General features: G+C 64.7%; 23 protein-coding genes. 18 read left to right on the top strand and 5 right to left on the bottom strand.

Annotated features, from left to right (window positions below; genetic code table 11):
• The first annotated feature begins 7 nt into the window (after positions 1 to 7).
• Complete coding sequence (recR, locus tag ACFPTO_RS04870) at positions 8 to 604, top strand: recombination mediator RecR (protein WP_296654694.1); 597 nt, start codon at positions 8 to 10, stop codon at positions 602 to 604.
• A gap of 64 nt (positions 605 to 668) precedes the next feature.
• Positions 669 to 1907, top strand: coding sequence for a CaiB/BaiF CoA transferase family protein (locus ACFPTO_RS04865; protein WP_377709859.1), 1239 nt, complete (start codon positions 669 to 671; stop codon positions 1905 to 1907).
• A gap of 73 nt (positions 1908 to 1980) precedes the next feature.
• On the opposite strand, the gene ACFPTO_RS04860 is transcribed toward ACFPTO_RS04865, so the two are convergent.
• Positions 1981 to 2952, bottom strand: a complete 972-nt coding sequence (locus tag ACFPTO_RS04860) for an NADPH:quinone oxidoreductase family protein (protein WP_377709858.1) — start codon at positions 2950 to 2952, stop codon at positions 1981 to 1983.
• A gap of 229 nt (positions 2953 to 3181) precedes the next feature.
• Between ACFPTO_RS04860 and surE the strand changes: the two genes are divergently transcribed.
• Genes surE through ACFPTO_RS04835 form a run of 5 tightly spaced genes read left to right on the top strand, consistent with a single transcriptional unit; the run spans position 3182 to position 7799 of the window.
• Positions 3182 to 3943, top strand: a complete 762-nt coding sequence (surE, locus tag ACFPTO_RS04855) for a 5'/3'-nucleotidase SurE (RefSeq protein WP_377709857.1) — start codon at positions 3182 to 3184, stop codon at positions 3941 to 3943.
• Positions 3940 to 5025 carry a protein-L-isoaspartate(D-aspartate) O-methyltransferase gene (locus tag ACFPTO_RS04850; RefSeq protein ID WP_377709979.1) on the top strand — a complete coding sequence of 362 codons (1086 nt, stop codon included), beginning with the start codon at positions 3940 to 3942 and terminating at the stop codon, positions 5023 to 5025. Before surE ends, ACFPTO_RS04850 begins: the two co-directional genes overlap by 4 nt.
• Positions 5026 to 5030: 5 nt before the next feature.
• Positions 5031 to 5897, top strand: a complete 867-nt coding sequence (locus tag ACFPTO_RS04845) for a peptidoglycan DD-metalloendopeptidase family protein (protein ID WP_377709856.1) — start codon at positions 5031 to 5033, stop codon at positions 5895 to 5897.
• Positions 5898 to 5909: 12 nt separating this feature from the next.
• Positions 5910 to 6992 carry an RNA polymerase sigma factor RpoS gene (gene rpoS, locus ACFPTO_RS04840; RefSeq protein ID WP_377709855.1) on the top strand — a complete coding sequence of 361 codons (1083 nt, stop codon included), beginning with the start codon at positions 5910 to 5912 and terminating at the stop codon, positions 6990 to 6992.
• 30 nt (positions 6993 to 7022) lie between these two features.
• The gene (locus ACFPTO_RS04835; protein ID WP_377709854.1) at positions 7023 to 7799 is read left to right on the top strand and encodes a 3'-5' exonuclease; all 777 of its coding nucleotides are present in this window, start codon (positions 7023 to 7025) and stop codon (positions 7797 to 7799) included.
• 24 nt (positions 7800 to 7823) lie between these two features.
• Here ACFPTO_RS04835 and ACFPTO_RS04830 read toward each other — a convergent pair whose 3' ends face one another.
• Positions 7824 to 8684 carry an endonuclease/exonuclease/phosphatase family protein gene (locus ACFPTO_RS04830; RefSeq protein ID WP_377709853.1) on the bottom strand — a complete coding sequence of 287 codons (861 nt, stop codon included), beginning with the start codon at positions 8682 to 8684 and terminating at the stop codon, positions 7824 to 7826.
• A 42-nt stretch (positions 8685 to 8726) separates the two neighbouring features.
• Between ACFPTO_RS04830 and ACFPTO_RS04825 the strand changes: the two genes are divergently transcribed.
• Entirely contained in the window at positions 8727 to 9107 is a 381-nt protein-coding gene (locus ACFPTO_RS04825; RefSeq protein WP_377709851.1) for a hypothetical protein, read from the top strand.
• 534 nt (positions 9108 to 9641) lie between these two features.
• On the top strand, positions 9642 to 10985 hold the full coding sequence (gene rlmD / locus ACFPTO_RS04820) for a 23S rRNA (uracil(1939)-C(5))-methyltransferase RlmD (RefSeq protein WP_377709978.1): 1344 nt from the start codon (positions 9642 to 9644) through the stop codon (positions 10983 to 10985).
• A 90-nt stretch (positions 10986 to 11075) separates the two neighbouring features.
• Here rlmD and ACFPTO_RS04815 read toward each other — a convergent pair whose 3' ends face one another.
• Complete coding sequence (locus ACFPTO_RS04815) at positions 11076 to 11900, bottom strand: outer membrane protein assembly factor BamD (protein ID WP_296654755.1); 825 nt, start codon at positions 11898 to 11900, stop codon at positions 11076 to 11078.
• 141 nt (positions 11901 to 12041) lie between these two features.
• On the opposite strand from ACFPTO_RS04815, the gene ACFPTO_RS04810 reads away from it, so the two are divergent.
• The 6 genes from ACFPTO_RS04810 to phaR all read left to right on the top strand — a co-directional run bounded on the left by ACFPTO_RS04810 (position 12042) and on the right by phaR (position 19462).
• A complete protein-coding gene (locus ACFPTO_RS04810) occupies positions 12042 to 13328 on the top strand; it encodes an RluA family pseudouridine synthase (RefSeq protein WP_377709850.1) in 1287 nt (428 codons plus the stop codon).
• Positions 13325 to 14185 carry a peptidoglycan editing factor PgeF gene (gene pgeF / locus ACFPTO_RS04805; protein WP_377709848.1) on the top strand — a complete coding sequence of 287 codons (861 nt, stop codon included), beginning with the start codon at positions 13325 to 13327 and terminating at the stop codon, positions 14183 to 14185. Before ACFPTO_RS04810 ends, pgeF begins: the two co-directional genes overlap by 4 nt.
• Positions 14186 to 14569: 384 nt before the next feature.
• Positions 14570 to 16426, top strand: coding sequence for a class I poly(R)-hydroxyalkanoic acid synthase (phaC, locus tag ACFPTO_RS04800; protein ID WP_377709846.1), 1857 nt, complete (start codon positions 14570 to 14572; stop codon positions 16424 to 16426).
• Positions 16427 to 16505: 79 nt separating this feature from the next.
• Positions 16506 to 17687 (top strand): acetyl-CoA C-acetyltransferase, encoded by a 1182-nt coding sequence (locus tag ACFPTO_RS04795; RefSeq protein ID WP_377709845.1) that lies wholly within the window; start codon positions 16506 to 16508, stop codon positions 17685 to 17687.
• Positions 17688 to 17990: 303 nt separating this feature from the next.
• Positions 17991 to 18731 carry a 3-ketoacyl-ACP reductase gene (locus tag ACFPTO_RS04790; protein WP_293037229.1) on the top strand — a complete coding sequence of 247 codons (741 nt, stop codon included), beginning with the start codon at positions 17991 to 17993 and terminating at the stop codon, positions 18729 to 18731.
• 143 nt (positions 18732 to 18874) lie between these two features.
• Complete coding sequence (phaR, locus tag ACFPTO_RS04785) at positions 18875 to 19462, top strand: polyhydroxyalkanoate synthesis repressor PhaR (RefSeq protein WP_377709843.1); 588 nt, start codon at positions 18875 to 18877, stop codon at positions 19460 to 19462.
• Positions 19463 to 19597: 135 nt separating this feature from the next.
• Here phaR and ACFPTO_RS04780 read toward each other — a convergent pair whose 3' ends face one another.
• Together ACFPTO_RS04780 and ACFPTO_RS04775 are read right to left on the bottom strand one after the other, a co-directional pair.
• Positions 19598 to 20176 carry a PIN domain-containing protein gene (locus tag ACFPTO_RS04780; protein WP_377709841.1) on the bottom strand — a complete coding sequence of 193 codons (579 nt, stop codon included), beginning with the start codon at positions 20174 to 20176 and terminating at the stop codon, positions 19598 to 19600.
• Entirely contained in the window at positions 20176 to 20652 is a 477-nt protein-coding gene (locus ACFPTO_RS04775; RefSeq protein ID WP_377709839.1) for a helix-turn-helix domain-containing protein, read from the bottom strand. Before ACFPTO_RS04775 ends, ACFPTO_RS04780 begins: the two co-directional genes overlap by 1 nt.
• Positions 20653 to 21052: 400 nt before the next feature.
• On the opposite strand from ACFPTO_RS04775, the gene rimO reads away from it, so the two are divergent.
• The 3 genes from rimO to bktB all read left to right on the top strand — a co-directional run bounded on the left by rimO (position 21053) and on the right by bktB (position 24625).
• Positions 21053 to 22390, top strand: a complete 1338-nt coding sequence (gene rimO, locus ACFPTO_RS04770) for a 30S ribosomal protein S12 methylthiotransferase RimO (RefSeq protein WP_377709837.1) — start codon at positions 21053 to 21055, stop codon at positions 22388 to 22390.
• A gap of 5 nt (positions 22391 to 22395) precedes the next feature.
• The gene (locus tag ACFPTO_RS04765; protein WP_377709836.1) at positions 22396 to 23325 is read left to right on the top strand and encodes a sugar kinase; all 930 of its coding nucleotides are present in this window, start codon (positions 22396 to 22398) and stop codon (positions 23323 to 23325) included.
• Positions 23326 to 23416: 91 nt separating this feature from the next.
• The gene (gene bktB, locus ACFPTO_RS04760) at positions 23417 to 24625 is read left to right on the top strand and encodes a beta-ketothiolase BktB (protein WP_377709834.1); all 1209 of its coding nucleotides are present in this window, start codon (positions 23417 to 23419) and stop codon (positions 24623 to 24625) included.
• Positions 24626 to 24674: the final 49 nt, after the last annotated feature.

Below are 24674 nucleotides of genomic sequence, written 5' to 3'. Positions count from 1 at the left end.
AATCCGCATGAAACAACCTTCCGCCCTGGCCGCGCTTGTCGAGGCGCTGCGCGCGTTGCCCGGCGTCGGGCCGAAGTCGGCGCAGCGCATGGCCTATCACCTGATGCAGCACGACCGCGAGGGCGCCGAAAAACTCGGCCGGGCGCTCATGTTCGCCACCGAACACCTGAAACACTGCGAGAAGTGCAACACGTTCACGGAAGCTCAGGTATGCGAAACGTGTCTCGACGAGGAGCGCGATCCCACGCTGCTGTGCGTCGTCGAAACACCCGCCGACCAGATCATGCTCGAACAGACCATGACATGGCACGGCCTGTATTTCGTGCTGATGGGGCATTTGAGTCCGCTCGACGGCATCGGCCCCAAAGAGATCCATTTTGATCGCCTCGTGAAGCGAGCCTCGGACGGCATCGTCAAGGAAGTCGTGCTCGCAACCAACTTCACGAACGAAGGCGAAGCCACCGCGCACTACCTCGGCCAGGCGCTGAAGGCGCGCGGCCTGAGCGTCACGCGCCTCGCGCGCGGCGTGCCGGTGGGCGGCGAACTCGAATACGTCGACGCGGGCACGATCGCCCGCGCGATGATCGACCGCCGCTCGATGTAACCCGAGAATATTGCCGCGCGCGCCGAGCGTCGCGCAGCGCGCATCGAAGCAAGCAAGGAGACCCATGAGCGCAGCCACATCCCCAGAATCCGCCTCCTGCGAGCGTGCCGCCGGCCCGCTCGCAGGCGTGAAGGTGCTCGAACTCGGCACGCTGATCGCGGGCCCGTTCGCCGCGCGGTTTCTCGGCGAGTTCGGCGCCGAGGTCATCAAGATCGAAGACCCGAAAGGCGGCGATCCGCTGCGCAAGTGGCGCAAGCTCTATCCCGAAGCGGGCGGCACTTCGCTCTGGTGGGCCGTGCAGGCGCGCAACAAGAAGTCCGTGACGGTGAACCTGAAGGCCGAGGAGGGCAAGGAGATCGTCCGCCGCCTCGCGAAAGAAGCCGATATCGTCATCGAGAATTTCCGGCCCGGTTTGCTCGAAAAACTCGGCCTTGGTTACGACGTGCTGTCGAAGGAAAATCCCGGTCTTGTGATGGTGCGTTTGTCCGGTTACGGGCAGAGCGGGCCGTACCGGGATCGTCCGGGTTTTGGCGCGATTGCCGAGTCGATGGGCGGCTTGCGTCACATCACCGGCTATCCGGACCTGCCGCCGCCGCGCATCGGCATTTCCATCGGCGATTCGATTGCAGCGCTGCATGGCGTGATCGGCGCGCTCATGGCGCTGCATCACCGCAACGTGAACGGCGGCAGCGGGCAGATCGTCGATGTCGCGCTCTATGAGGCCGTCTTCAACATGATGGAGAGCGTGGTGCCCGAATACGGCGTCTACGGCATGGTGCGCGAGCGCACCGGCGCCTCGCTGCCGGGCATCGTGCCGTCGAACACGTACCCGTGCAAGGACGGCAGCATCGTGATCGGCGGCAATAGCGATCCGATTTTCAAGCGTCTCATGAGCGCCATCGACCGCGACGATCTCGCCAACGATCCGGGCCTCGCGCACAACGACGGCCGCGTGCCGCGTACGCAGGAGATCGACGGCGCGATTGCCGCATGGCTCTCGACCCGCACGATCGACGAAGCGCTCGACGTGCTCAACGCCGCCGATGTGCCGGTGGGCCGCATCTACAGCGTCGCCGACATGTTCACGGATCCCCAGTTCATGGCGCGCCAGATGATCCAGCAGTTCCGCTGGCAAGACAAGGTCGATGTCGCGCTGCCCGCAGTCACGCCCAAGCTCTCCGCCACGCCTGGCGATACGCGCTGGCTGGGCCCCGAACTCGGCGAACATACCGACGAAGTCCTCCACGCGCTGGGTTACGACGCAAACCATATCGCCAGGTTGCGCGCGCAACAGATCGTTTGAGTCGATAAACGAATCGCACAAACAAACAGCGCGCCTCGGCGCGCTGTTCGCATTCGGGCAGCGTGCGGAACGCTCAGGGCTCGATTACGATTTTGCCCGTCACCTGCCGGGAAGCCATGTCCTTGAGCGCCTGAGCGGTCTCGGCGAGCGCGTAGCGCTTCGAGACATACGGCCGGAGCAAGCCCTTGTTGATCCAGTCGACCATCTGCGCGAACGCTGCGGCGTTGTTCTGCGGTTCGCGACGCGCGTATTCCCCCCAGAACACGCCGACAATGCTCGCGCCCTTGAGCAGCGCGAGATTGAGCGGCAGCTTCGGAATCTCGCCATTGGCGAAGCCGACGACCAGATAGCGGCCGCGCCAGCCGATGCTGCGAAACGCGGGTTCCGCGTAGATGCCGCCGACCGGATCGTAGATCACATCAGGGCCTTTGCCGTCGGTGAGCGCCTTGACGCGCTCGCGCAGGTCTTCGGTGCTGTAGTTGATGGTGGCGTCCGCGCCGAAGCGCTTGCAGATATCGAGCTTTTCGTCGCTCGATGCCGCAGCGATCACGCGTGCACCGAGCACCTTGCCGATCTCGACGGCGGCAAGTCCCACGCCGCCTGCCGCGCCCAGCACGAGCATGGTCTCGCCGGCGCGCAGCGCGGCGCGGTCGACCACCGCATGATGCGACGTGCCGTAGGCGAGCGTGAAAGAGGCGGCCGTCGCGAGATCGGCGCTATCGGGCAGCGGGACGCAAGCGGCTTCATTGGCCACGACCTGCTCGGCAAAGCCACCGGTACCCACGTAGGCGATCACGCGCGCACCCGGCGCAAGTTTCACGCCCGCGCCCGCGGCACGCACGACACCGGCAACCTCGGCGCCCGGCGTGAAGGGCAGCGGCGGCTTCATCTGATATTTGTTTTCGATGATGAGCACGTCGGGAAAATTGACGGCGGCGGCTTTCACGTCGATGACGACCTCGCCCGCACCGGGTGCCAGGTCGGGCAACGTTTCGAGCGAGAGGGAGTCGGGTGGACCGTACTGGTTGCAGCGAATGGCGCGCATCGTGTCTCCTGTGTGCTGTCGCGTCGTTTATGAAATCGGGACGAACGGACAGTGTACGGCAATCCGGCGATATTCGAACGATCGTACGATTCGATGCCGGGTTCGAAATCCGCGCGAATGCGTGCCGCAGAAGACGCGCCGCGCTCCCGCCCGCCCTCGTGTGCGGCACGGCCAGCGGGCTTACCGGGCTGTCGTTCGCGTGCCTTCTTTCCTCGGTTACAATCGCCGGATGCGAATACTACTCAGCAACGACGACGGTTATCTCGCCCCCGGACTCGCCGCTCTCTACGAAGCGCTCCAACCGCTCGGCGAGGTCACGGTGATGGCGCCCGAGCAGAACTGCAGCGCCGCGTCGAACTCGCTTACGCTGTGGCGGCCGCTATCGGTGCTGCGCTCGGCGACGACCGGTTTCTACTACGTGAACGGCACGCCCACCGACTCCGTTCATATCGCACTCACGGGCATGCTCGACGAGCGGCCCGATCTCGTGGTTTCCGGCATCAACAACGGCCAGAACATGGGCGAGGACACGCTCTATTCGGGCACGGTGGCCGCCGCAACCGAAGGCGTCATGTTCGGCGTGCCGGCCATCGCGTTCTCGCTCGTCGACAAGGACTGGGCGCATCTCGATTCCGCCGCGCGCGTCGCAGCCGAGATCGTCGCGCACTACCTCGCGAATCCGTTGCCGGGGCATCCGCTTCTGAACGTCAACATTCCGAACCTGCCGTACGCCGAACTCGGCGAGTGGCGCGTGACGCGCCTCGGCAAGCGCCATCCCTCGCAGCCGGTGATCCGGCAGACCAACCCGCGCGGCGAGCCGATCTACTGGATCGGCCCATCCGGCAGCGCGCGCGACGCGAGCGAGGGCACGGACTTTCACGCGGTATCGCACGGCCACGTGTCGATTACGCCGCTGCAACTCGATCTGACTCACACGCAGATGTTGTCCGAGACGCACGCATGGGCGCGTCAGGGCGGCCGCGCTTCATGACCGGCGAGCGCGCCAGGCGTTTTCCGCTCGGGCTCGCGGATCTTGTGCGCGAACCGCGCCGCCGCGACGGCCAGGATTCGCGTGGCGGTGAAGCGCGTGCGCCGCTCGGCGGCGCGGGCAAGGCGGGCACCGTCGCTGCCAAACCTGCGGCCAAACCTGCGGCCAAACCCTCGGTGCCGCACGTGAGCGGCGGCGTCGGCACGAGCAAGCCGGGGCAGGCGCCTGGCGCAGGACTCAAGCGCCCGGTGAGCAGCAAGCCTGCTGCACCTGCACGCTCAAGCAACGTGCGTAGCAGCGATGCCGCGCCGCGCGCCGTACCGACGCGTTCCAATGCCGCACAGCGCACGCATGGCACATCCGGCACGCACGGCGCCCCCGCCACACCGGCATCCGGCGCGCCAGGCGTGCCGCTCAACGGTGCGGTTGCCCTGACGTCGGAACGGGTTCGCGAGCGCATGGTCGAACGGCTGCGTGCGAACGGCATCGTCGATGCGCGCGTGCTTCAGGCGCTTGCGGGCGTGCCGCGCCACATGTTCGTCGATCCAGGTCTTGCGACCCAGGCCTACGAAGATGCGGCGTTGCCGATCGGTCATCAGCAGACGATCTCGAAGCCCTCGGTCGTCGCGCGTATGCTCGAACTCGCGGGTGCGGGGCGTGCGCTCGATCGCGTGCTCGAGATCGGTACGGGCTGTGGTTATCAAGCGGCGGTGCTGAGCGGCATCGCACGCGATGTTTATTCGATTGAACGCATCAAGCCGTTGTACGAGCGCGCGAAGACGAATCTTCGTCCGCTGCGCATCCCCAACATTCGCCTGCACTACGGCGACGGACGGCTCGGCATGCCGTCGTCGGCGCCGTTCGACGCGATCGTGATCGCGGCCGCCGGCTTCGAGGTGCCGCAGGCGCTGCTCGAACAGCTCGCCATCGGCGGGCGGCTCGTGGCGCCTGTCGCATCGCCCGCAGGAGCCGGTGGCGAGGCGACCCAGGTGCTGACGCTCGTCGAGCGTACGGGCCCGGCGCAGTGGCGGGAATCGCGGCTTGATCGCGTTTTCTTTGTCCCTTTAAAATCCGGAGTGATCTGAAACCGATGAGTATGTTGCGCGCGATGCAAAGAAACCGTCTGAAGATCGATCTGACCGTAGCCCAGCGCGGCGCAGCAGCCATCGCGCTCTGCGTGTTGACAGCCTGTGCGACGCGGTTCGATCAGGCACCTGTGGTCGACCGCACTGCGCCGCTCGGCGCAGCCGCCGCGCAGCCCGCCGCACCGCTCGGGCCGCCGCCTCCTGGCTACTATCGGGTGAAGCCGGGCGATACCCTCTACCGGATCGCGCTCGAAAACGGCCAGAATTACCGCGACATCGCCGCGTGGAACAATCTCACGAACCCGAATCAGATCGAAGTCGACCAGTTGTTGCGCGTCGTGCCGCCGGGTGCGGATACCACCGCAATGACGCCGGGTGTCGTCACGGCGCCTGTGCCGGCCGGCAGCGTCCAGAACGTGCCGCCGGTCTACGGTACGGGCGTGAACGCCGCGCCGGCTTCCTCTGCGCCGATGGGCAGCGCGAACGACGCCGCCATGCCGTCCGCCGGCATCGCGCTGGGCTGGCCGGTGCGCGGGCCGCTGCTCAACGGCTTCGACGATGCGAAGAACAAGGGCATCAATATCGGCGGCGCATCGGGCGATGCGGTCAAGGCCGCCGCTGACGGGCGGGTGGTTTATGCCGGAAATGGGCTGCGCGGTTACGGCAATCTCATTATCATCAAGCATGACGCCACCTTTTTGACGGCGTATGCACACAACCGCGCTTTGATGGTAAAAGAGGGAGATGCAGTCACCAAAGGTCAGAAGATCGCCGAAATGGGAAATAGTGATTCGGACCGCGTGATGCTGCATTTCGAAGTCCGCCGTCAGGGCAAGCCCGTCGACCCACTGAAATACTTGCCGCCGCAATAAAGCGAGCCGACCATGCCGAAACCGAAGCGCCGTCTGCAGCAAATCGAGTCTGACAGCCAAGCCGCCCCGGTTTCGGTTGAGGACAGCGCTGCGCCTGGCGATGACGAGGCGCAGTCCGAGCTCGAACAGTCGCACGATTTCGACGAGCGCGAAGGTTCCTCCGATGAGGAGGGCAACAGCCGCGAGGCCGCCGAGCCCGCCGCCGACGCCGACGACTTTCGCGCGCTCCTCCAGGCCGAACTCACGGCCGACACCATCCAGCATTATCTGAACCGGATCAGCGTGAAGCCGCTGCTCACCGTCGAGGAGGAGCAGCGCTATTCGCGTCTTGCGAAGGCCGGCGAGTTCGAGGCGCGCCAGGTCATGATCGAGCGGAATCTGCGGCTCGTGGTCAGCATTGCGAAGGGTTATCTGAATCGCGGCGTGCCGCTGCTCGATCTGATCGAGGAGGGCAACCTGGGCCTCATGCACGCGATCGAAAAATTCGATCCGGCGCGCGGCTTTCGCTTCTCGACCTATGCAACGTGGTGGATCCGCCAGAGCATCGAGCGCGCGATCATGAATCAGGCGCGCACGGTGCGCTTGCCGGTGCACGTGATCCGCGAACTGAACCAGGTGCTGCGCGCGAAGCGCCATCTGGAGAAGAATTCGCTGAACGCCAATACGGCGTCCGAGCGGCGCGACGCGAGCATCGACGACATCGCGTACCTCACGGGCAAGACCACCGAGGAAGTCACCGATATCCTCGCGCTCAACGAACACACGGCGTCGCTCGACGCGCCCCTCGACCTCGATCCTGCGAGCAGCCTGCTCGATCTGCTTTCCGACGATCAGAGCCAGTCGCCCGATGCGGAAGTGCAGCATCGCGAACTGGAAACGCTGACGCGCGCGTGGCTCGGGCGGCTCTCGGACAAGCATCGGCACGTGATCGAGCGCCGCTTCGGACTGAACCATATCGAGCCCGCGACACTTGAAGAACTCGCCGACGAAATGGGCCTGACCCGTGAGCGCGTGCGGCAGATCCAGCAGGAAGCGCTGGTGCGCCTCAAGCGTTTTTTTGCCTCCAACGGCGTGCGTAAGGACGCCGTCCTGTAAGTTCCGCCGTTCAACCCGCTGTTCGACTGAATGACACCTGTTCTTGTATTCGACATCGAGACGATTCCCGATGTCGACGGCATTCGCCGTCTCGACGATCTTCCCGCAACGCTCACCGACGCCGAAGTGGCCGAGCATGCGTTCGCCGCGCGCCGTGAGAAAACCGGCAGCGATTTTCTTCCGCACCATCTGCAGCGCGTCGCGGCGATTTCCTGCGTGTTCCGTGACGGCCAGGGTTTTCGCGTACGCTCGCTCGGCACGCCCGAGGACGGCGAAGCCGCGCTGATCCAGTCGTTCTACCGGACCATCGAGAAGTACACGCCGCAGCTCGTCTCGTGGAACGGCGGCGGGTTTGATCTGCCCGTGCTGCACTATCGCGCGCTCGTGCACGGCATTCGCGCGTCGCGCTACTGGGACCTCGGCGAAGACGACCGCGACTTCAAGTGGAACAACTACATCAGCCGCTATCACTCGCGTCACACCGACCTGATGGACGTGCTCGCGATGTATCAGGCGCGTGCGAACGCGCCGCTCGACGCGCTCGCGAAACTCTGCGGCTTTCCGGGCAAGCTCGGGATGGACGGCAGCCAGGTGTGGACGGCGTTCCGGGAGGGACGCATCGGGGAAATCCGCAACTACTGCGAAACGGACGTGGTCAACACGTATCTGCTGTATTGCCGCTTCCAGTTGATGCGCGGGGGCTTTAGCGAGCGCGAATACGAAGACGAAATCACGCACGTCAAGAACGCGCTCGCCATGGAGCCCGCGCCGCACTGGGCCGAGTATCTCGCGGCGTTCGGCGCCTGAGCAGCGTTTAGACGTGCTTCCGTTTCAGTCGAATTCCAGCACGATCGGCTGATGATCCGACGCTTGCGTCGCGCCGTCGATCTCGCAGTGCCGCAGCCGCCCGAGCAGGTTCTCCGTCACGAAAACGAAGTCGCACGCGAGCGGGCCGGACGACCATTGCACGGTGTCGTAGACGCCTGCGGTCGGCGGCGGTGCCGCGCCCGGATGCAGCGCGATCCACGCGTCGACGAAAGCAGGGCTGTCGGCGATCGGTTCCAGCATGCGTGCGTACGCTTCGCTGGACCACGCGCTGTTGAAATCTCCACAGAGGATGGCGCTCGCGGGTCGCGCCGTTGGGGCGAACGGGCCGGTGTCGTTTTCGGCAGGCGCAGGATGTGCTGCGTGATGAGCCGCTTCCTGCTGCAGGCGGCGCAATTCGTCCACCTGGGCGAGCCGCTGGCGCAGCGAGTAGAACTCCAGATGTGTGACCAGCACGCGGAGCGCGCCGCCCGGCGTGTCGAGCACCGCTTCGAGCGCAACGCGCTGCATCGAAGGCGCGGCCGGATCGGCGGGCCAGGGCAGCAAGTGGCGCAACACCTGGGCGACAGGCAAGCGCGTTGCGATGGCGTTGCCGAACTGGCGGCGCGGTGCGTGGGGCGCGCCGTGCGGCGCGGGAAGATCGGCGCCGATTCCCTCGATGATCGTAAACCCGGGCAGCAAGGCCGCGAGTACGGCGAACTGATCGCTTCCCGGGTTGCCCGGCAGTGCGCCAAAACCGCGTGTGATTTCCTGCAGGCACAGCACGTCGAAATCGGCGAGCCGCCGCGCTTCGCGCACGGTGCGCGCGAGGTCGACGACGCCTGCTGCGTCGCGGCCCCACTGCACGTTCCAGCTGAGCAGTTTCATCGGCTATCCAGTGGTGGACCGATACTGCTTCACTGTAGCCGAATGGCAGGCTTCATCAAGCCCGCCACATCGGCTGTTAGCCGCCGTGAGCGACTGTTAGCGCAGGCGTCCCCGGCAATTGGCGCGTTCGGTTCTGGCGACGCGTTGCTGATCGTCGAAATAGACCGCGAGCGGTACGTTATTGTCCTCGCCGATCGCATACTGGAAGCAGGCATGGCCATCGTCATCGTATTGGCTGTCAGGCGGCCCGATGCGAGTCATGAGTTCGGTCTGCGTGAGGCCCGGCTTGACAGTAGCGATAACTTTCTCGGGTTTGACGCCCGTGCACGCGGCGAGGGCGAGAAGCGCAGCCATCGCGGCGGCACTGGAAAAATGCTTGCTCAATTCGACTCCAGTAAAAAGAGTGGGGCCTCAAGGATTTGATTCGCTCGCGCCATGGTCCATCGGATTACGCTAAAACGCAGTGCCGCACGATCGCCTGGCCGGTGAGCGCGAACGACGCCGTTCAATCGAAAATCAGGGAAAACCAGGTGCGCGGCGATTTGCGGCGCGCTCAAGCACGAAGGACACTATTGCAGGTGCGAAATAGCGGTCGATATGGTAATTGATCTTTGGTGCGATTCGATGTTGTCGCATCGCAAGATCGTGCGAAATGTGCACCTTCGCCACCATCGATGAAACGTCTTTCAACCACGCACGCGGCGTGACAGCACAGCGCGCGGGTTTCGGAACGGCCTGTCGAGGGCGCCGGTGCGGACTTCGTCTACAATTTCGCCTTCGCCCCAATCTTACCCACTGTCAGTCAGGAATCCGCTGGTGTCTCAAGCTGCCCCCGATCCTCAAACCGAATCCCTCCACGCCGCAGCCGCACCGGATACCGTTGCGGCCCCCACGACCCCCGCAAAGCGCTCGAAGCGCGAGCGCCGGGCCGAACGGCGTGCCGCCACGGAAGCCTCGGTGCTTCACGCCCCGATTCTGGAGATCGTGTCGCTCGACATGGAGGCGCGCGGCGTGGGCCGCACCGTCACCGAGACCGGCGAGCCGGGCAAGGTGATTTTCGTCGAGGGCGCGCTGCCCGGCGAGCGTGTGACCTATTCGAGCTATCGCAAGAAGCCGAGCTTCGAGCAGGCGACGGTGGTGAACGTGCTTCGTGAGAGCGCGATCCGCACGAAGCCGCAATGCCAGTTCTTCGGCACCTGCGGCGGCTGCTCGATGCAGCATCTCGACGTCCGCGCGCAGATCGCGGTCAAGCAGCGCGTGCTCGAAGACAACCTCGCGCACCTCTCGAAGGTGCGCGCCGAATCGATGTTCCGGCCGATTCACGGTCCGTCGTGGGGCTACCGCTACCGCGCGCGTCTCACCGTGCGCAACGTGCCGAAGAAGGGCGGCGTGCTGGTCGGTTTCCACGAGAAGAAGAGCAGCTATGTCGCCGACATGACGAGCTGCGAGGTGCTGCCGCCGAACGTTTCGGCCATGCTGGTGCCGCTGCGCGTGCTGGTCGAAGGGCTGTCGATTCGCGATCGTTTGCCGCAGATCGAACTGGCGGTCGGGCAGAGCGTGACGGCGCTCGTGCTGCGCATCCTGGAGCCGCTCACGGCCGCCGACGAAGCACTGCTGCGCACCTTCGCCGACGCGCACAACGTGCAGTTCTGGCTGCAGCCGAAGGGCCCCGACACGGTCTTCCCGTTCTATCCCCTCGACGCCCAGCTCGACTACACGCTGCCCGAATTCGATATCCGGATGCCGTTCAAGCCGACCGACTTCACGCAGGTCAATCACCAGATCAACCGTGTGCTGGTCGGCCGCGCGCTGCGTCTGCTCGCGCCGGAGCCGGGCGATCGCGTGCTCGATCTGTTCTGCGGCATCGGCAACTTCACGCTGCCGCTCGCGCGGCTCGCGCGCGAAGTCGTGGGGATCGAAGGCAGCGAAACGCTGACGGCACGCGCACTCGAGAACGCACGCGCGAACGGCGTGGACGGTCACACGTCGTTTGCATGCCGCAATCTGTTCGAAGTCACCGCCGACGACATGCGCGCACTCGGCGCGTTCGACAAGTTCCTCGTCGATCCGCCGCGCGAGGGCGCGCTGGCCGTGTCGCGGGCGCTTGCGGACATGGCGCAGAGCGGCGAAGGCGTGCTGCCGAAGCGCATCGTCTACGTGTCGTGCAACCCGGCGACGCTCGCGCGCGACGCGGGCCTGCTCGTGCACGAAGCCGGTTACCGGCTCAAGGGCGCGGGCGTGGTGAACATGTTCCCGCACACGTCGCACGTCGAGTCGATTGCGTTGTTCGAACGGGACTGAGCGCCGGAGCTTGCGCTGCTGCGGCCCTGCCCAGCGGCGTAAGGCGAAAAAAAATCCCGCACATGTGCGGGATTTTTTTGACCGGATCGCTTACCAGATCTGCCACCAGGACTTGGTCTCCGTACCGGGCCGGGCGTGACCGGTGATGTACGGGCTGTCCGGGAAGGTCGCGGCGAGCACGCGGCGCGTGTCGTCGGCGAGCTGCTGCTGACCGAGCTTCTGGTACGAGAGGATCATGATGTGCAGCGCGTCCTCGATGGCCGGCGCACTCTTGTAATCCTTGATCGCGAGTTGCGCGCGGTTGATCGCAGCCACATAGGCGCCGCGGCGATAGTAGTAGTCGGCGGCGTGGACTTCGTGCGACGCAAGCGAATTCACGATGTAGCGCATGCGCTGCGCGGCGTCTGGGGCGTACTTGCTCTGCGGGTATTTGTCGACGACGACCTTGAACGCGTCATAGGACTCGCGCAGCGACTTCGGATCGCGCTCGCTCATGTCCTGACCCGAGAACCGGCCGAACAGGCCCAGATCGTCGTTGAAGTGGATCATGCCCTTGAGGTAGTACGCGTACGCGACGTCCGGGTGCTGCGGGTGCAGCTTGATGAAGCGATCGATCGCCTGGTCGGCGGCGTCGTTCTCGTTATCCTTCCAGTTGCAGTAGGCCACGTTGATCTGCGCCTGCTGGGCGAAATGTCCGAACGGGTCGCGACCCTGCAGCGACTCGAAGTACTTTGCGCACTTGCCCCAGTCGCCGCTATTAAGCGAGTCCTGGGCCTCCGTATATAATTTGTTGTTGTTCCACCTTGCCGTTTCGTCGGTCTTTTCCGGCAGGCCGTGGCAGGCTGCCACCACGGCGAGCGCGGCGCCACAAGCGGCGATGCGAAGGATGTTGCCGATCTTGCGGATCGTCGTCATCGTCGTTTCGTCCGATTCCTGTGCCGCCGCGTTACGGATGGTACGGGCGTTACGGGCCATCGCATGTTGGGCCAGTTTCGTAATCGTGTTCAAGGCTCGCATTTTCCAGTTCAGCTTCAGGTCCCAGGTGACCCAGACTCAATGACCCGTTCAGTTCTTCCGGGAGGCGGCGCCCCCGGCGCCCCAAACAGCATCGACCATTATAGCCTGGGCGAAGTGCCCAATGACGCAGCGCCGGGCGACGCTTTCGACGACGATTTCGGCGCGGACGAATCCGTGTCCGGCGTTGCAGATTCGTCCGCCCGCACGAGCGCCAAAGCACGCGCCGAGGAGGCGCCGCGCCGCGCGCAGGTGCCCGACGAGCTCGCGGGCGAGCGGCTCGACAAGGTGCTCGCCAAGGTCTTCCCCGAATTCTCGCGCAGCCGCCTGCAAGGCTGGATCGAGGCGCAGCGCGTGCGTGTGGATGGCGCACCGGCGAAGGTGCGTCAGCCGGTCCCGCTCGGCGCGACGATCGAGCTCGTGCCCGACCTGCTGCCCGAGCAGCTTGCATTCACTCCTGAGCCCGTCCCGCTCGACGTCGTCTACGAGGACGACGCCATCGTCGTCATCAACAAGCCGGCCGGGATCGTCGTGCATCCGGCGGCGGGCAACTGGAGCGGGACGATCCTCAACGGCCTCTTGCATCGCTACGGCGACCGGGCTGCGGGCCTGCCGCGCGCGGGCATCGTGCACCGGCTCGACAAGGAGACCTCGGGGCTCATGGTGGTCGCGCGCACGCTCGAAGCGCAAACCGATCTCGTGCGCCAGCTCCAGGCGCGTACCGTCAAGCGCCGCTATCTGGCGCTCGTGTGGGGCAACATGCCGGACGAGGGCACGATCGACGCCCCGATCGGCCGCGATCCGCGCGAGCGCACGCGCATGGCGGTGGTTGCGGGCTCCACGGGCAAGCCGGCCCGCACGCATTTCCGCCGTGTCGACACAACGCTCTGGCACGGCCAGCCGGTCAGCGCGATCCACTGCGATCTGGAGACGGGCCGCACGCACCAGATCCGCGTGCATTGCGCGCATATCGGCCACCCGCTGCTCGGCGATCCGGTCTATGGGCGTGCGCGCGGCCGCCGCTCCGTGGCCGCGCTGCCCGACGGTTTCGCGCGCCAGGCGCTGCATGCGTGGCGTTTGGGGCTCATTCATCCGGTCACGGGCCGCGCGATGCAGTGGCGCGCGGACGTGCCTGACGACATGGACGCGCTGATCGCCGCACTGGGCTTCGGTGAGGAGAGCGAGGAACACGGCTTCGACGACGAAGTCTTCGACAGCGCGTACACCGACGAAGGCTACGTCATCGGCAGCGACGAAGACGATTACGAGGACGATGGCGACGAGGGTGAAGATGAAGATCACGACGACGGCGAGGACGCGCACGCATGACGATCACGCCTGAACTGAGCCAAGCGGATCTGGTGCATCCCGGTTGGGCTGCGCCGTCGAACGTGCGCGCGATCGTGACGACGCGCGATGGCGGCGTGAGCGAGCCGCCTTTCGGCCGCTGGATGGCCGGTGGCGTGGGCGGGGAAGGGCGCGAGCTGCCGGGCGGCCTGAATCTGGGCCGGCTCTCGGGCGACGAGCCCGATCGCGTCGAGGCGAACCGTTCACGTCTGCTGGCCTACGCGGGCGTCCCCGTGGCGTGGCTCAAGCAGGTGCATGGCGCGGGGGTGGTCGACGCCGTCGACGCGCTGGCAGCCGCACGCGCGGGCGAACCGTTGAACGCCGATGCCTGCGTGACGGATCGCCCGGGCATCGCCTGCACGGTGATGGTCGCCGACTGCATGCCGGTGCTGCTGTGTGACGGCGCGGGTCGCGCGGTCGGTGCGGCGCACGCGGGCTGGCGCGGGCTCGCCGCGGGCGTCATCGAAAAGACCGCCGAGCGTGTCGCAGCGCTCGCGGGCTGCGATACGCACGATCTGCACGCGTATCTCGGGCCGGCGATCGGGCCGGGCGCCTTCGAGGTGGGTGCAGACGTGCGTGACGCGTTCATGAATCACCCGGCCGCCGTTGGCGCGCAGCAACGCGACGCGACCGCCGCCGCGTTCGTCGCACGGCCCGAGGCGCCGGGCAAATACTTCGCCAGTCTCAACGCGCTCGCGCGCCTGCGGCTCGCCACGCTTGGCATCGAGCGGATCAGCGGCGGCGATCTGTGCACATACACACAGCGCGAGCGTTTCTACTCGTATCGCCGCGAGCGTGTCACGGGCCGCATGGCCGCGCTCGTGTGGCTGACGCCCTGAGGCGTCTTTCGCGGTTACATCGAGTAACGTTTTTGCTGCGCTGCATCGAATATGAGGAGATGCCGCGCAGCAGTTGAAACGGATAATGCAGCGGCGGAGCCGATCATGCTGCAAGCGCTTGGGCGCAATGGGCTTTTTTTCGCACGCGCATCGGCGTGCGCTCGATTGAATCAATTAAGCGTCTGGTTACATCGGGAAAACGATAATTAAAAAAATATCGCGGTGCGGCAAAATCGGGCCCAAGCATTGACATGCTTTGCCGTGGGGAGCAAAAATGTCCCACACCTACGGGACAGGACGTAACGTGGTGCGACGCGGTCGTGCCCGTGTGCGGACCGCCTGCCTCTCAACCAGTCTTCCGGGACACATCGGTCAAAAGCAGGTATGACGGCATCTCAACGTTCCACGAATTCTCCGGGCGCTAGCGCCTCTACGAGCGGTGCGCAGCAATTCACTCCCGATGCCGCCGGAATGCAGCAGATACTCGACGCGTGGACTTCAGCCTGGCGCAACGCCATGAATGCTGCGCAGCAAGCGCAAGGCAAGGTCGCGGGCGCGCCGCTGCAAAACGGCTGGTGGCCGCAGGCGGGCAATGGCGCCGCTGCGCACGCTGCACCTTTCGAGCCGCCCAGATTCCCCAGTGCATCCATCGAGCCCGTGCGCCTGCAGCAGCTGCAGGCCGACTACTCGCGTGACGCGCTCGAACTGTTGCGTCAGGCCGCGGATACCGAGCCGAAAGCGCCGGAACTCAAGGACCGCCGCTTTAGCTCCGATGCCTGGAAAGCGACGCCTGCCTATGCATTCACGGCAGCCTGGTATCTGTTGAATGCGCGCTATCTGCACGAACTCGTCGACGCCATCGACACCGATCCGAAAACGCGCGAGCGCATTCGCTTCGCGGTCCAGCAGTGGACCGCGGCGACCTCGCCGAGCAATTTCTTCGCGCTCAATCCGGACGCGCAGAGCGCCTTGCTCGAATCGCACGGAGAAAGCCTGCGCCAGGGCGTAATGAATCTGCTTGGCGACCTCACGCGCGGCAAAATATCGCAGACCGACGAGTCGCGATTCGTCGTGGGCCGCAATCTCGCGTCGACCGAAGGCGCGGTCGTGTTCGAGAACGAACTGTTCCAGTTGATCCAGTACAAGCCGCGCACGGCGAGCGTGCGCGAACGGCCGCTCCTGATCGTGCCGCCGTGTATCAACAAGTTCTACATCCTCGACCTGCAGCCCGAGAATTCACTGGTTGCGTACGCACTCGAACAGGGCCAGCAGGTGTTCCTGATCTCCTGGCACAACGGCGACGCGTCGATTGCCCACAAGACGTGGGATGACTACATCGAAGACGGCGTGCTCAAGGCGATCGATACGGTGCGCAGCATCAGCGGCCGCGAGCAGATCAACACGCTCGGCTTTTGCGTCGGCGGCACGATGCTGGCCACCGGGCTCGCCGTCGAGGCCGCGCGCGGAGAGCACCCGGCCGCGTCGATGACGCTGCTCACCGCGATGCTCGATTTCGCGGATACGGGCGTGCTCGACGTGTTCGTCGACGAATCGCACGTGCAGATGCGCGAGCAGACCATCGGCGGCAAGAACGGTGGAACGCCCGGCGTGATGCGCGGCGTCGAATTCGCCAACACGTTCTCGTTCCTGCGCCCGAACGATCTGGTCTGGAACTACGTCGTCGACAACTATCTCAAGGGCCGCACGCCCGCACCGTTCGATCTGCTGTACTGGAACAGCGACTCGACGAGCCTGCCCGGCCCGATGTACGCGTGGTATCTGCGCAATACGTACCTCGAGAACAAGTTGCGCGAGCCCGGCGCGCTCACGGTGTGCGGCGAACAGGTGGACCTCTCGCGCATCGATGTGCCGACGTTCATCTACGGTTCGCGCGAAGATCACATCGTGCCGTGGCGCACGGCTTATGCATCGGTGCCGCTGCTTTCGGGACCGCTGCATTTCGTGCTCGGTGCGTCGGGGCATATTGCAGGCGTGATCAATCCGGCTTCGAAAAACAAGCGCAGCTTCTGGAGTGTCGAGACCGATGCGAAGCATCTGCCGACCGACGCTGACGCATGGTTGGGCGAAGCCGAGGAGAAACCCGGTAGCTGGTGGCCAACGTGGGCGCAATGGCTCGATCAGTACGGCGGCAAGAAGGTGAAGCCGCGCGCCCAGGCCGGATCGGCGGAATTTCCGGAAATCGAACCGGCTCCGGGCCGTTACGTGCAGCAGCGCGACTGACGCGTCTTGCTGCGGAATGGGTTTTTAACTCGACGGGGTGGCGCCTCCTGTGACGTCGCGCTGCCCGAAGGAACTCAAAATGACCGACATCGTGATCGTATCGGCCGCGCGTACCGCGGTGGGCAAATTCGGCGGCACGCTTGCGAAAATCGCGGCCCCCGATCTGGGCGCCGTGGTAATCAAGGCGGCGCTGGAGCGCGCGGGCATCAAGCCCGAGCAGGTGAGCGAAGTGATCATGGGCCAGGTGCTGACGGCCGCTTCGGGCCAGAACGTCGCACGCCAGGCGTCGCTCAAGGCGGGCTTGCCCTCCGCCATTCCCGCCATGACGATCAACAAGGTCTGCGGCTCGGGCCTGAGGGCGGTGATGCTGGCCGCCAACGCGATCATCGCGGGCGAGGCGGAAATTATCGTCGCGGGCGGCCAGGAAAACATGAGCGCCGCGCCGCACGTGCTGCCGGGTTCGCGCGACGGCTTCCGCATGGGCGATGCGAAGCTGATCGACAGCATGATCGTCGACGGCCTGTGGGACGTGTACAACCAGTACCACATGGGCGTGACGGCGGAAAACGTCGCGCACGAATACGGCATCACGCGCGAAGAGCAGGACGCGTTCGCGGCGCTGTCGCAGAACAAGGCCGAGGCCGCGCAAAAGGCGGGTCGCTTCGACGCCGAAATCGTGCCGGTCGAGATCCCCCAACGCAAGGGCGAGCCGCTTCTCTTCAAGACCGACGAATTCGTGCGCCATGGCGTCACGGCCGAAGCGCTCGCGGGCCTGAAGCCGGCGTTCCAGAAGGAAGGCACGGTGACGGCTGCGAATGCGTCGGGCCTCAACGACGGCGCGGCGGCGGTGATCGTGATGTCGGCGAAGAAGGCCGAAGCGCTGGGTCTGAAGCCGCTCGCGCGCATCAAGGCGTACTCGAACGCGGGCGTCGATCCGAAGGTCATGGGCATGGGCCCGGTGCCCGCCTCGAAGCGCTGCCTCGAGCGTGCAGGCTGGACGCCGCAGGACCTCGATCTCATGGAGATCAACGAAGCGTTCGCCGCGCAGGCACTGGCCGTGAACAAGCAGATGGGCTGGGACACGTCGAAGATCAACGTGAACGGCGGCGCCATCGCAATCGGTCACCCGATCGGCGCTTCTGGCTGCCGTATCCTCGTTACGCTGCTGCATGAAATGCAGCGCCGCGACGCGAAGCGCGGCCTGGCTTCGCTGTGTATCGGCGGCGGCATGGGCGTGGCGCTCGCAGTCGAGCGTCCGTAACGTCTGTGAGGTAGTTGCGCAGCGGGCCGGTGGCGGCTCGCTTGCGCGCCGCGATTGCGCGATGAAGTGTGAGCAATGAAGCGCGCAATCGCGGCGGTAGTGAAAACAATGCAATGTAGTGCGGATTGGTGCGGATGTAGTGTGCTGAGGGCGGCGTGAGGTACTAATGGGTACACACGGGTACAACCAGGTACAAACTGATAGAAACGCCGCAACCGAAGCTGCAGCACGGGCGGGACGAAGTAAGGAGCGAGACCTGAGCGGTCGTGTAACGCTCTGGAAAACGATAATGGAGTTTGGCTTATGTCACAGCGAATTGCGTATGTAACCGGCGGTATGGGCGGTATTGGCACGGGTATCTGCCAGCGCCTCGCCAAGCAGGGCTTCACGGTGGTCGCCGGGTGTGGACCGAACTCGCCACGTCGCGTGAAATGGATCGAGGACCAGAAGGCCGCGGGTTATGAATTCATCGCTTCGGAAGGCAATGTCGGCGACTGGGATTCCACGCGGCAGGCGTTCGACAAAGTCAAGGCCGAAGTCGGCGAGATCGACGTGCTGGTCAACAACGCGGGCATCACGCGCGATGTCGTGTTCCGCAAGATGACGCGCGAAGACTGGACCGCCGTCATCGATACGAACCTCACGAGCCTCTTCAACGTCACCAAGCAGGTCATCGACGGCATGGTCGAGCGCGGCTGGGGCCGCATCATCAATATTTCGTCGGTGAACGGGCAAAAAGGCCAGTTCGGTCAAACCAACTATTCGACGGCGAAAGCCGGCATTCACGGCTTCACGATGGCCCTCGCGCAGGAAGTGGCGACGAAGGGCGTGACCGTCAACACGGTTTCGCCGGGCTATATCGGCACGGACATGGTGAAGTCGATCCGTCCCGACGTGCTGGAGAAGATCGTTGCGACGATTCCCGTGCGCCGCCTTGGCGCGCCCGAGGAAATCGCTTCGATCGTCGCGTGGCTCGCCTCCGACGAGTCGGGCTTCGCAACCGGTGCAGACTTCTCGCTGAACGGCGGGTTGCACATGGGCTGATCCGGCGTGCCGCATCCGCATTTCGGGGCGCAGGGCAGCGCATGGATCCACAACGGCAGCGTGTCTGTTGTCACACCGGGACAGACGCCGCTGCCGAACAAGGCTCGCACGCGAGGCGCGTGCCGGGCGAACAAGGGCGACATATGACGACTACAAAGAAGACCGCCGAACGACTCATCAAGAAATATCCGAACCGTCGGCTCTACGACACGGAAACGAGCACCTACATCACGTTGTCCGACGTGAAGCAACTCGTGCTCGATCAGGAGGAGTTCAAGGTCATCGATGCGAAGACCAACGAGGATCTCACGCGCAGCATCCTGCTGCAGATCATCCTCGAAGAGGAGAGCGGCGGCCTGCCGATGTTCTCGTCGTCGATGCTGTCGCAGATCATCCGCTTCTACGGTCATGCCATGCAGGGCATGATGGGCACGTACCTGGAAAAGAACATTCAGGCGTTCATCGATATTCAGAACAAACTCGCGGATCAGTCGAAGAGCCTCTACGAAGGCAACGCGATGAACCCCGAAGTGTGGTCGCAGTTCATGAACATGCAGGCGCCCATGATGCAGGGCATGATGACGAACTATATCGAGCAATCGAAGAACATGTTCGTGCAGATGCAGGAGCAGATGCAGAGCCAGGCGAAGAACATGTTCAGCAGCTTCCCGTTCAAGCCCGCGGCGCCTGGGCAGAGCGCGCCGGAGCGTAGTGAGGACGAGAAGAAGTAAGGCCTTGGGGGGCTCGGCGCGCGTGGATTCGTCTCGCGCGCTATTTGCTTCGCGGATCGCACTGTGGAGCCGTTGGCGCGTCTGCGGGCCGCGCAGCAGTATCTGCGCGGCGCGGCTCTTTGCGCATCACTGCCTTCAAATCAACTCGATCGCTTCGCGCAGCTTCTGGCATGTCTGCGGCAGCCCGGTGGCTTCGAGCTTGTCGAGATGCTCGCTGGCTGAGAGCGGCGGTCGTTTTAACCTTGATCGGACTTCCTTCACAGTTGTCAGGGTCTGGACAGGATCCAGGTCGTACTGTGAGGTCAGGAAATCGTCCGGGTGGAGAATTTCAATTCCGTGATTGTGTGCGACTTCGTTGGGGAAATCCTTCCTGTTGAAGGTAACAATGGAGTCTGCATGGCCGACAATCGCTGCGGCCAGGACGTGGCGATCATTGGGGGCGGGGAGTTCTAGCGACTCGATAAAGGACGCATACCCTGTAATTAGACAGTCCGGCACTGACTGGTCCATCATCTGCCGGGTGCGCTGCAGGGCTTCGGGTTGCAGGTCGTTGCGCTGCTTGAGCAAATTTCGAATCCACTCGTTGTGGATGTCCTCGGCCCAACGGGCGCGAAACAGGCCCGCCACGGACAGGCTTAGCATTAAGTCCCGTACCGGGGCGGGATACAGAACACAGGCATCGAGCACTGCTGTGTAGGCGAGGGACCCTGCCATCAATATCCCATGCCGAGTTCTTGCGCTTGCTCGGAGAGTGCCGCCAAGGCATCGGACGAAGCCTTTCTCCGCTCCTCTTTGAATTTCAGCGCGTCTTCCAGACTAATGCGTCGATGCTTCCCGACCTTGTGGAATGGGATCGTTCCGCCTTCCAGCAGTCCCACAAGATACGGGCGCGACACGTTGAGAAGCGTCGCTGCTTGCTGGGTGGTTAGATCCATCGATTGCGGCAAGAACGCAACTGGCTGTCCTTGCGATAAGGCTCCCAGCATGTTTGCAAACAGCCGCAGAACTTTGGGGGGCAAGCGGAGCAAAGGCGTGCCGTCTGTGAGCCGTTCAACCCCATCTTCGACGAGCGCAAGGTTGACCGCTTTGGAATGGTCGAGTGCCGCCACGATGCAGCGTTGCGCCGTCTTCGCCAGTTCCGCTTCCTTTTCGTCCAGGACAGTATCGAGCAAGTCATTTTTGCTGAGCATGGCACTTCCTCACTGCACTGATGTTTAGTTATGGCATTTGCACTTCTAGCCGTCGAAGGCGAAGCACTACCGAGGGCCCTCAAACGTTGTAAGTGAAATATACGAAATAATCGAAATATTCGCAACGTTCGGCAGGGGTGCGGTGGGTGTTGCCGCGATTGCTCCCCCGTCACCGCACTTTCCCCGGCCCGCCGACGTCGGGAAAGCACACCCGTAATCCGCCCCGACTTTCCATGCGGCTACCCGGCAAAGCAGCGGCGCGCGCTATGACATACAGGTAAAATGCGCGATTGGCCTGATCTCGCACCGCGCTTTCCCGCCGTGCGCTCCACATCCGGATGTACACGTGAAAAATCCAGTTGAATCAACGACCTCCAGTAATCCTGCGCCGCGAGTCGGGATGGTTTCCCTCGGCTGCCCGAAGGCGCTCGTGGACTCCGAGCAGATCATCACCCAGTTGCGCGCGGAGGGTTATGAAATCTCGGGCACCTACGACGGCGCCGACCTGGTCGTGGTCAACACCTGCGGTTTCATCGACGAAGCCGTGCAGGAAAGCCTCGACGCCATCGGCGAAGCGCTCCACGAAAACGGCAAGGTGATCGTCACGGGGTGTCTCGGCGCGAAGCAGAGCGCGAGCGGCACCAACCTCATCGAGGACGTGCATCCGAAGGTGCTCGCCGTCACCGGGCCGCAGGCCGCCAGCGAAGTCATGCAGGCCGTGCACATCCATCTGCCCAAGCCCCACGACCCGTTCGTCGATCTCGTGCCGCCCGCGGGCGTGAAGCTCACGCCGCGCCATTACGCGTACCTGAAGATTTCCGAAGGCTGCAACCATCGCTGCACGTTCTGCATCATTCCGTCGATGCGCGGCGATCTCGTGTCGCGCCCGGTCGCCGACGTGATGCTCGAAGCCGAGAACCTCTTCAAGTCGGGTGTGAAGGAGTTGCTCGTCATCTCGCAGGACACGAGCGCCTACGGCGCCGACGTCAAGTTCCGCACCGGCTTCTGGGACGGCCGTCCGCTCAAGACGCGCATGACCGAACTCGTCGGCGCGCTCGGCGAGCTGGCCGCGCGCCACGGCGCATGGGTGCGTCTGCATTACGTGTATCCGTATCCGAGCGTCGACGAAATCATCCCGATGATGGCCGAAGGCCCGTACAAGGGCCACGTTCTGCCGTATCTCGACGTGCCGTTCCAGCACGCGCATCCCGAGGTGCTCAAGCGCATGAAGCGTCCCGCGAATGCGGAGAAGGTGCTCGAGCGCGTGAAGACCTGGCGCGCGATCTGCCCGGATCTGACGATCCGCAGCACGTTTATCGCGGGCTTTCCGGGCGAAACGGAAGAGCAGTTCGAGACGCTGCTCGATTTCATCCGCGAGGCGGAACTCGATCGCGTGGGGTGCTTCGCCTACTCGCCCGTCGAAGGCGCGACGGCCAACGAACTCGACGGCGCATTGCCCGACGAAGTGCGCGAGGAACGCCGCGCGCGCTTCATGGAAGTGGCGGAACAGGTCTCGGCGAAGCGCATGCAGCGCAAGGTCGGCAAGACGCTGAAGGTGCTGATCGACGAGATCAACCCCGACGGCGGCATCGGCCGTACGTCCGCCGACGCACCCGAGATCGACGGCGTCGTCTACGTCGCGCCTTCGGTCAAGGCATCGAAGCGCTACAAGGTGGGCGACTTCGTGTCGGTGAAGATCACCGGCGCGGACGGCCACGATCTGTGGGGCGAGGTCTGACGCGCATGGATGCAGGCGCCGCGCAGGTGCTCGCGTTTGGCGAGGCGATGGTGGAGTTCAACCAGGCGTCGGAGGGCAAGCGCGACTATCTGCAAGGCTTCGGCGGCGATGCCTCCAACTTCTGCGTTGCCGCTGCGCGCCAGGGTGTGCGCACGGGCTTCGTCTCGGCGCTCGGCAACGACCGGTTCGGGCGGCTGCTGCTCGATCTGTGGTCGAGCGAAGGCGTCGATACGGCCAACGTCCGTATCGATGCGGATGCACCGACCGGCGTCTATTTCGTCTCGCACGGGCCGTCCGGCCATGCGTTCGACTATCTGCGCGCGGGGTCGGCGGCGAGCCGCTATGCGCCGCGCGATCTGCCGCTCGACGCGCTTGCTGCCGCGCGCGTACTGCATCTCTCGGGCATCAGCCTCGCGATCAGCACGAGTGCGTGCGACGCCGCGTTCGCAGCCATCGACCACGTCCACGCACATGGCGGCGAGATCAGCTTCGACACGAACCTGCGCCTGAAACTCTGGCCGCTCGCGCGGGCGCGCGCGGTGATGACCGAAGCGCTGCGCGTCACCGATATCTGCCTGCCGAGCTGGGATGACGTCACGCTGCTGACAGGTCTCGACGACCGCGATGCGATCGTCGACTGGCTGCTGGCGCGCGGGCCGCGCGTCGTCGCGCTGAAGCTCGGCAAGGACGGCGCCTATGTGGCGACGGCCAGCGAGCGCCGGGTGGTGCCTTGCTGCGTCGCCTCCGCGGTGGATGCGACGGGGGCGGGCGATTGCTTTGGCGGCGCGTTCATCGCGCGTATCGTGTCGGGCGACGATCCGTTCGCGGCGGCCCGTTACGCGAACGCGGCGGCTGCGCTTTCGACGCAAGGCTACGGCGCCATCGCGCCGATTCCGTACCGCGAGGCGGTCGAAAGGCTGCTGGCCACCGGATGACGAACTGAGGACGACCTGAGGGCGACCTGAGGGTGACCTGAGGGTGAACTACGCGCCCGGTGCCGCACCGCATACAGAACATCAACTTTCCATGCAGACAGACGAGGAGCAAGCGATGCAACGAGAAGTGGTGGTGGTGAGCGGTGTACGCACCGCAATCGGCGACTTCGGCGGCAGCCTGAAGGACTTCGCACCGACGGATCTCGGCGCGCGCGTCGTGCGCGAGGTGCTCTCGCGCGCGAACGTGGCGGGCGATGACATCGGTCATGTGGTGTTCGGCAACGTCGTGCATACCGAACCGAAGGACATGTACCTCGCGCGCGTCGTGGCGCTCAACGGCGGCGTCGCGCAGCATGCGCCCGCGCTGACCGTGAACCGTCTGTGCGGCTCGGGTTTGCAGGCGATCGTATCGGCCGCGCAATCCATTCTGCTCGGCGACGCGGACATCGCCATCGGCGGAGGCGCCGAAAGCATGAGCCGTGCGCCCTATACCGTCCCGGCCGCGCGTTTTGGCCAGCGCATGGGCGACGCACCGCTCATCGACATGATGCTCGGCGCGCTCCACGATCCGTTCCAGTCGATCCACATGGGCGTGACGGCGGAAAACGTCGCGACGAAATTCGGCATCACGCGCGAGGCGCAGGACGCGCTCGCGCTCGAGTCGCATCGCCGCGCAGCGAGGGCGATTGCCGAGGGCCGTTTCAAGGATCAGATCCTGCCGGTGGCGATCAAGTCGAAAAAGGGCGAAGTCGTCTTCGACACCGACGAACACGTTCGCACCGACGCCGTGCTGGAAGACTTCTCGAAGCTCAAGCCGGTATTCGCGAAGGAAAACGGCACGGTGACCGCGGGCAACGCGTCGGGCATCAACGACGCCGCCGCTGCCGTCCTGCTGATGAGCAGCGAAGCGGCCCGTGCGCGGGGCGCAAAGCCGCTGGCGCGCCTCGTCTCGTACGCGCACGCGGGCGTCGATCCGGCGTACATGGGCATCGGCCCGGTGCCGGCCACGCAGCGGGCGCTCGAACGCGCGGGCATCACGGCCGCCGATCTCGACGTGATCGAGGCGAACGAGGCGTTCGCCGCGCAGGCCTGCGCCGTATCGCAGGAACTCGGCCTCGACCCGGCGAAGGTGAATCCGAACGGCTCGGGCATTTCGCTTGGCCACCCGATCGGCGCGACCGGCGCGCTGATCACCGTGAAGGCGCTTTACGAACTGCATCGGACCGGCGGGCGCTATGCGCTCGTGACGATGTGCATCGGCGGCGGGCAGGGCATTGCCGCCGTGTTCGAGCGCATCTGACGCGTTCGCACGGCTGACTGCTGCGCGGCGCACTCGAAGGAAGGAGCCA

The sequence above is a fragment of the Paraburkholderia denitrificans genome, assembly GCF_042655705.1.
GTDB lineage: Bacteria > Pseudomonadota > Gammaproteobacteria > Burkholderiales > Burkholderiaceae > Paraburkholderia > Paraburkholderia denitrificans.
The sequence above is the reverse complement of the archived record's forward strand: the minus strand, read 5'-3'. Positions and strand labels throughout refer to the sequence as shown.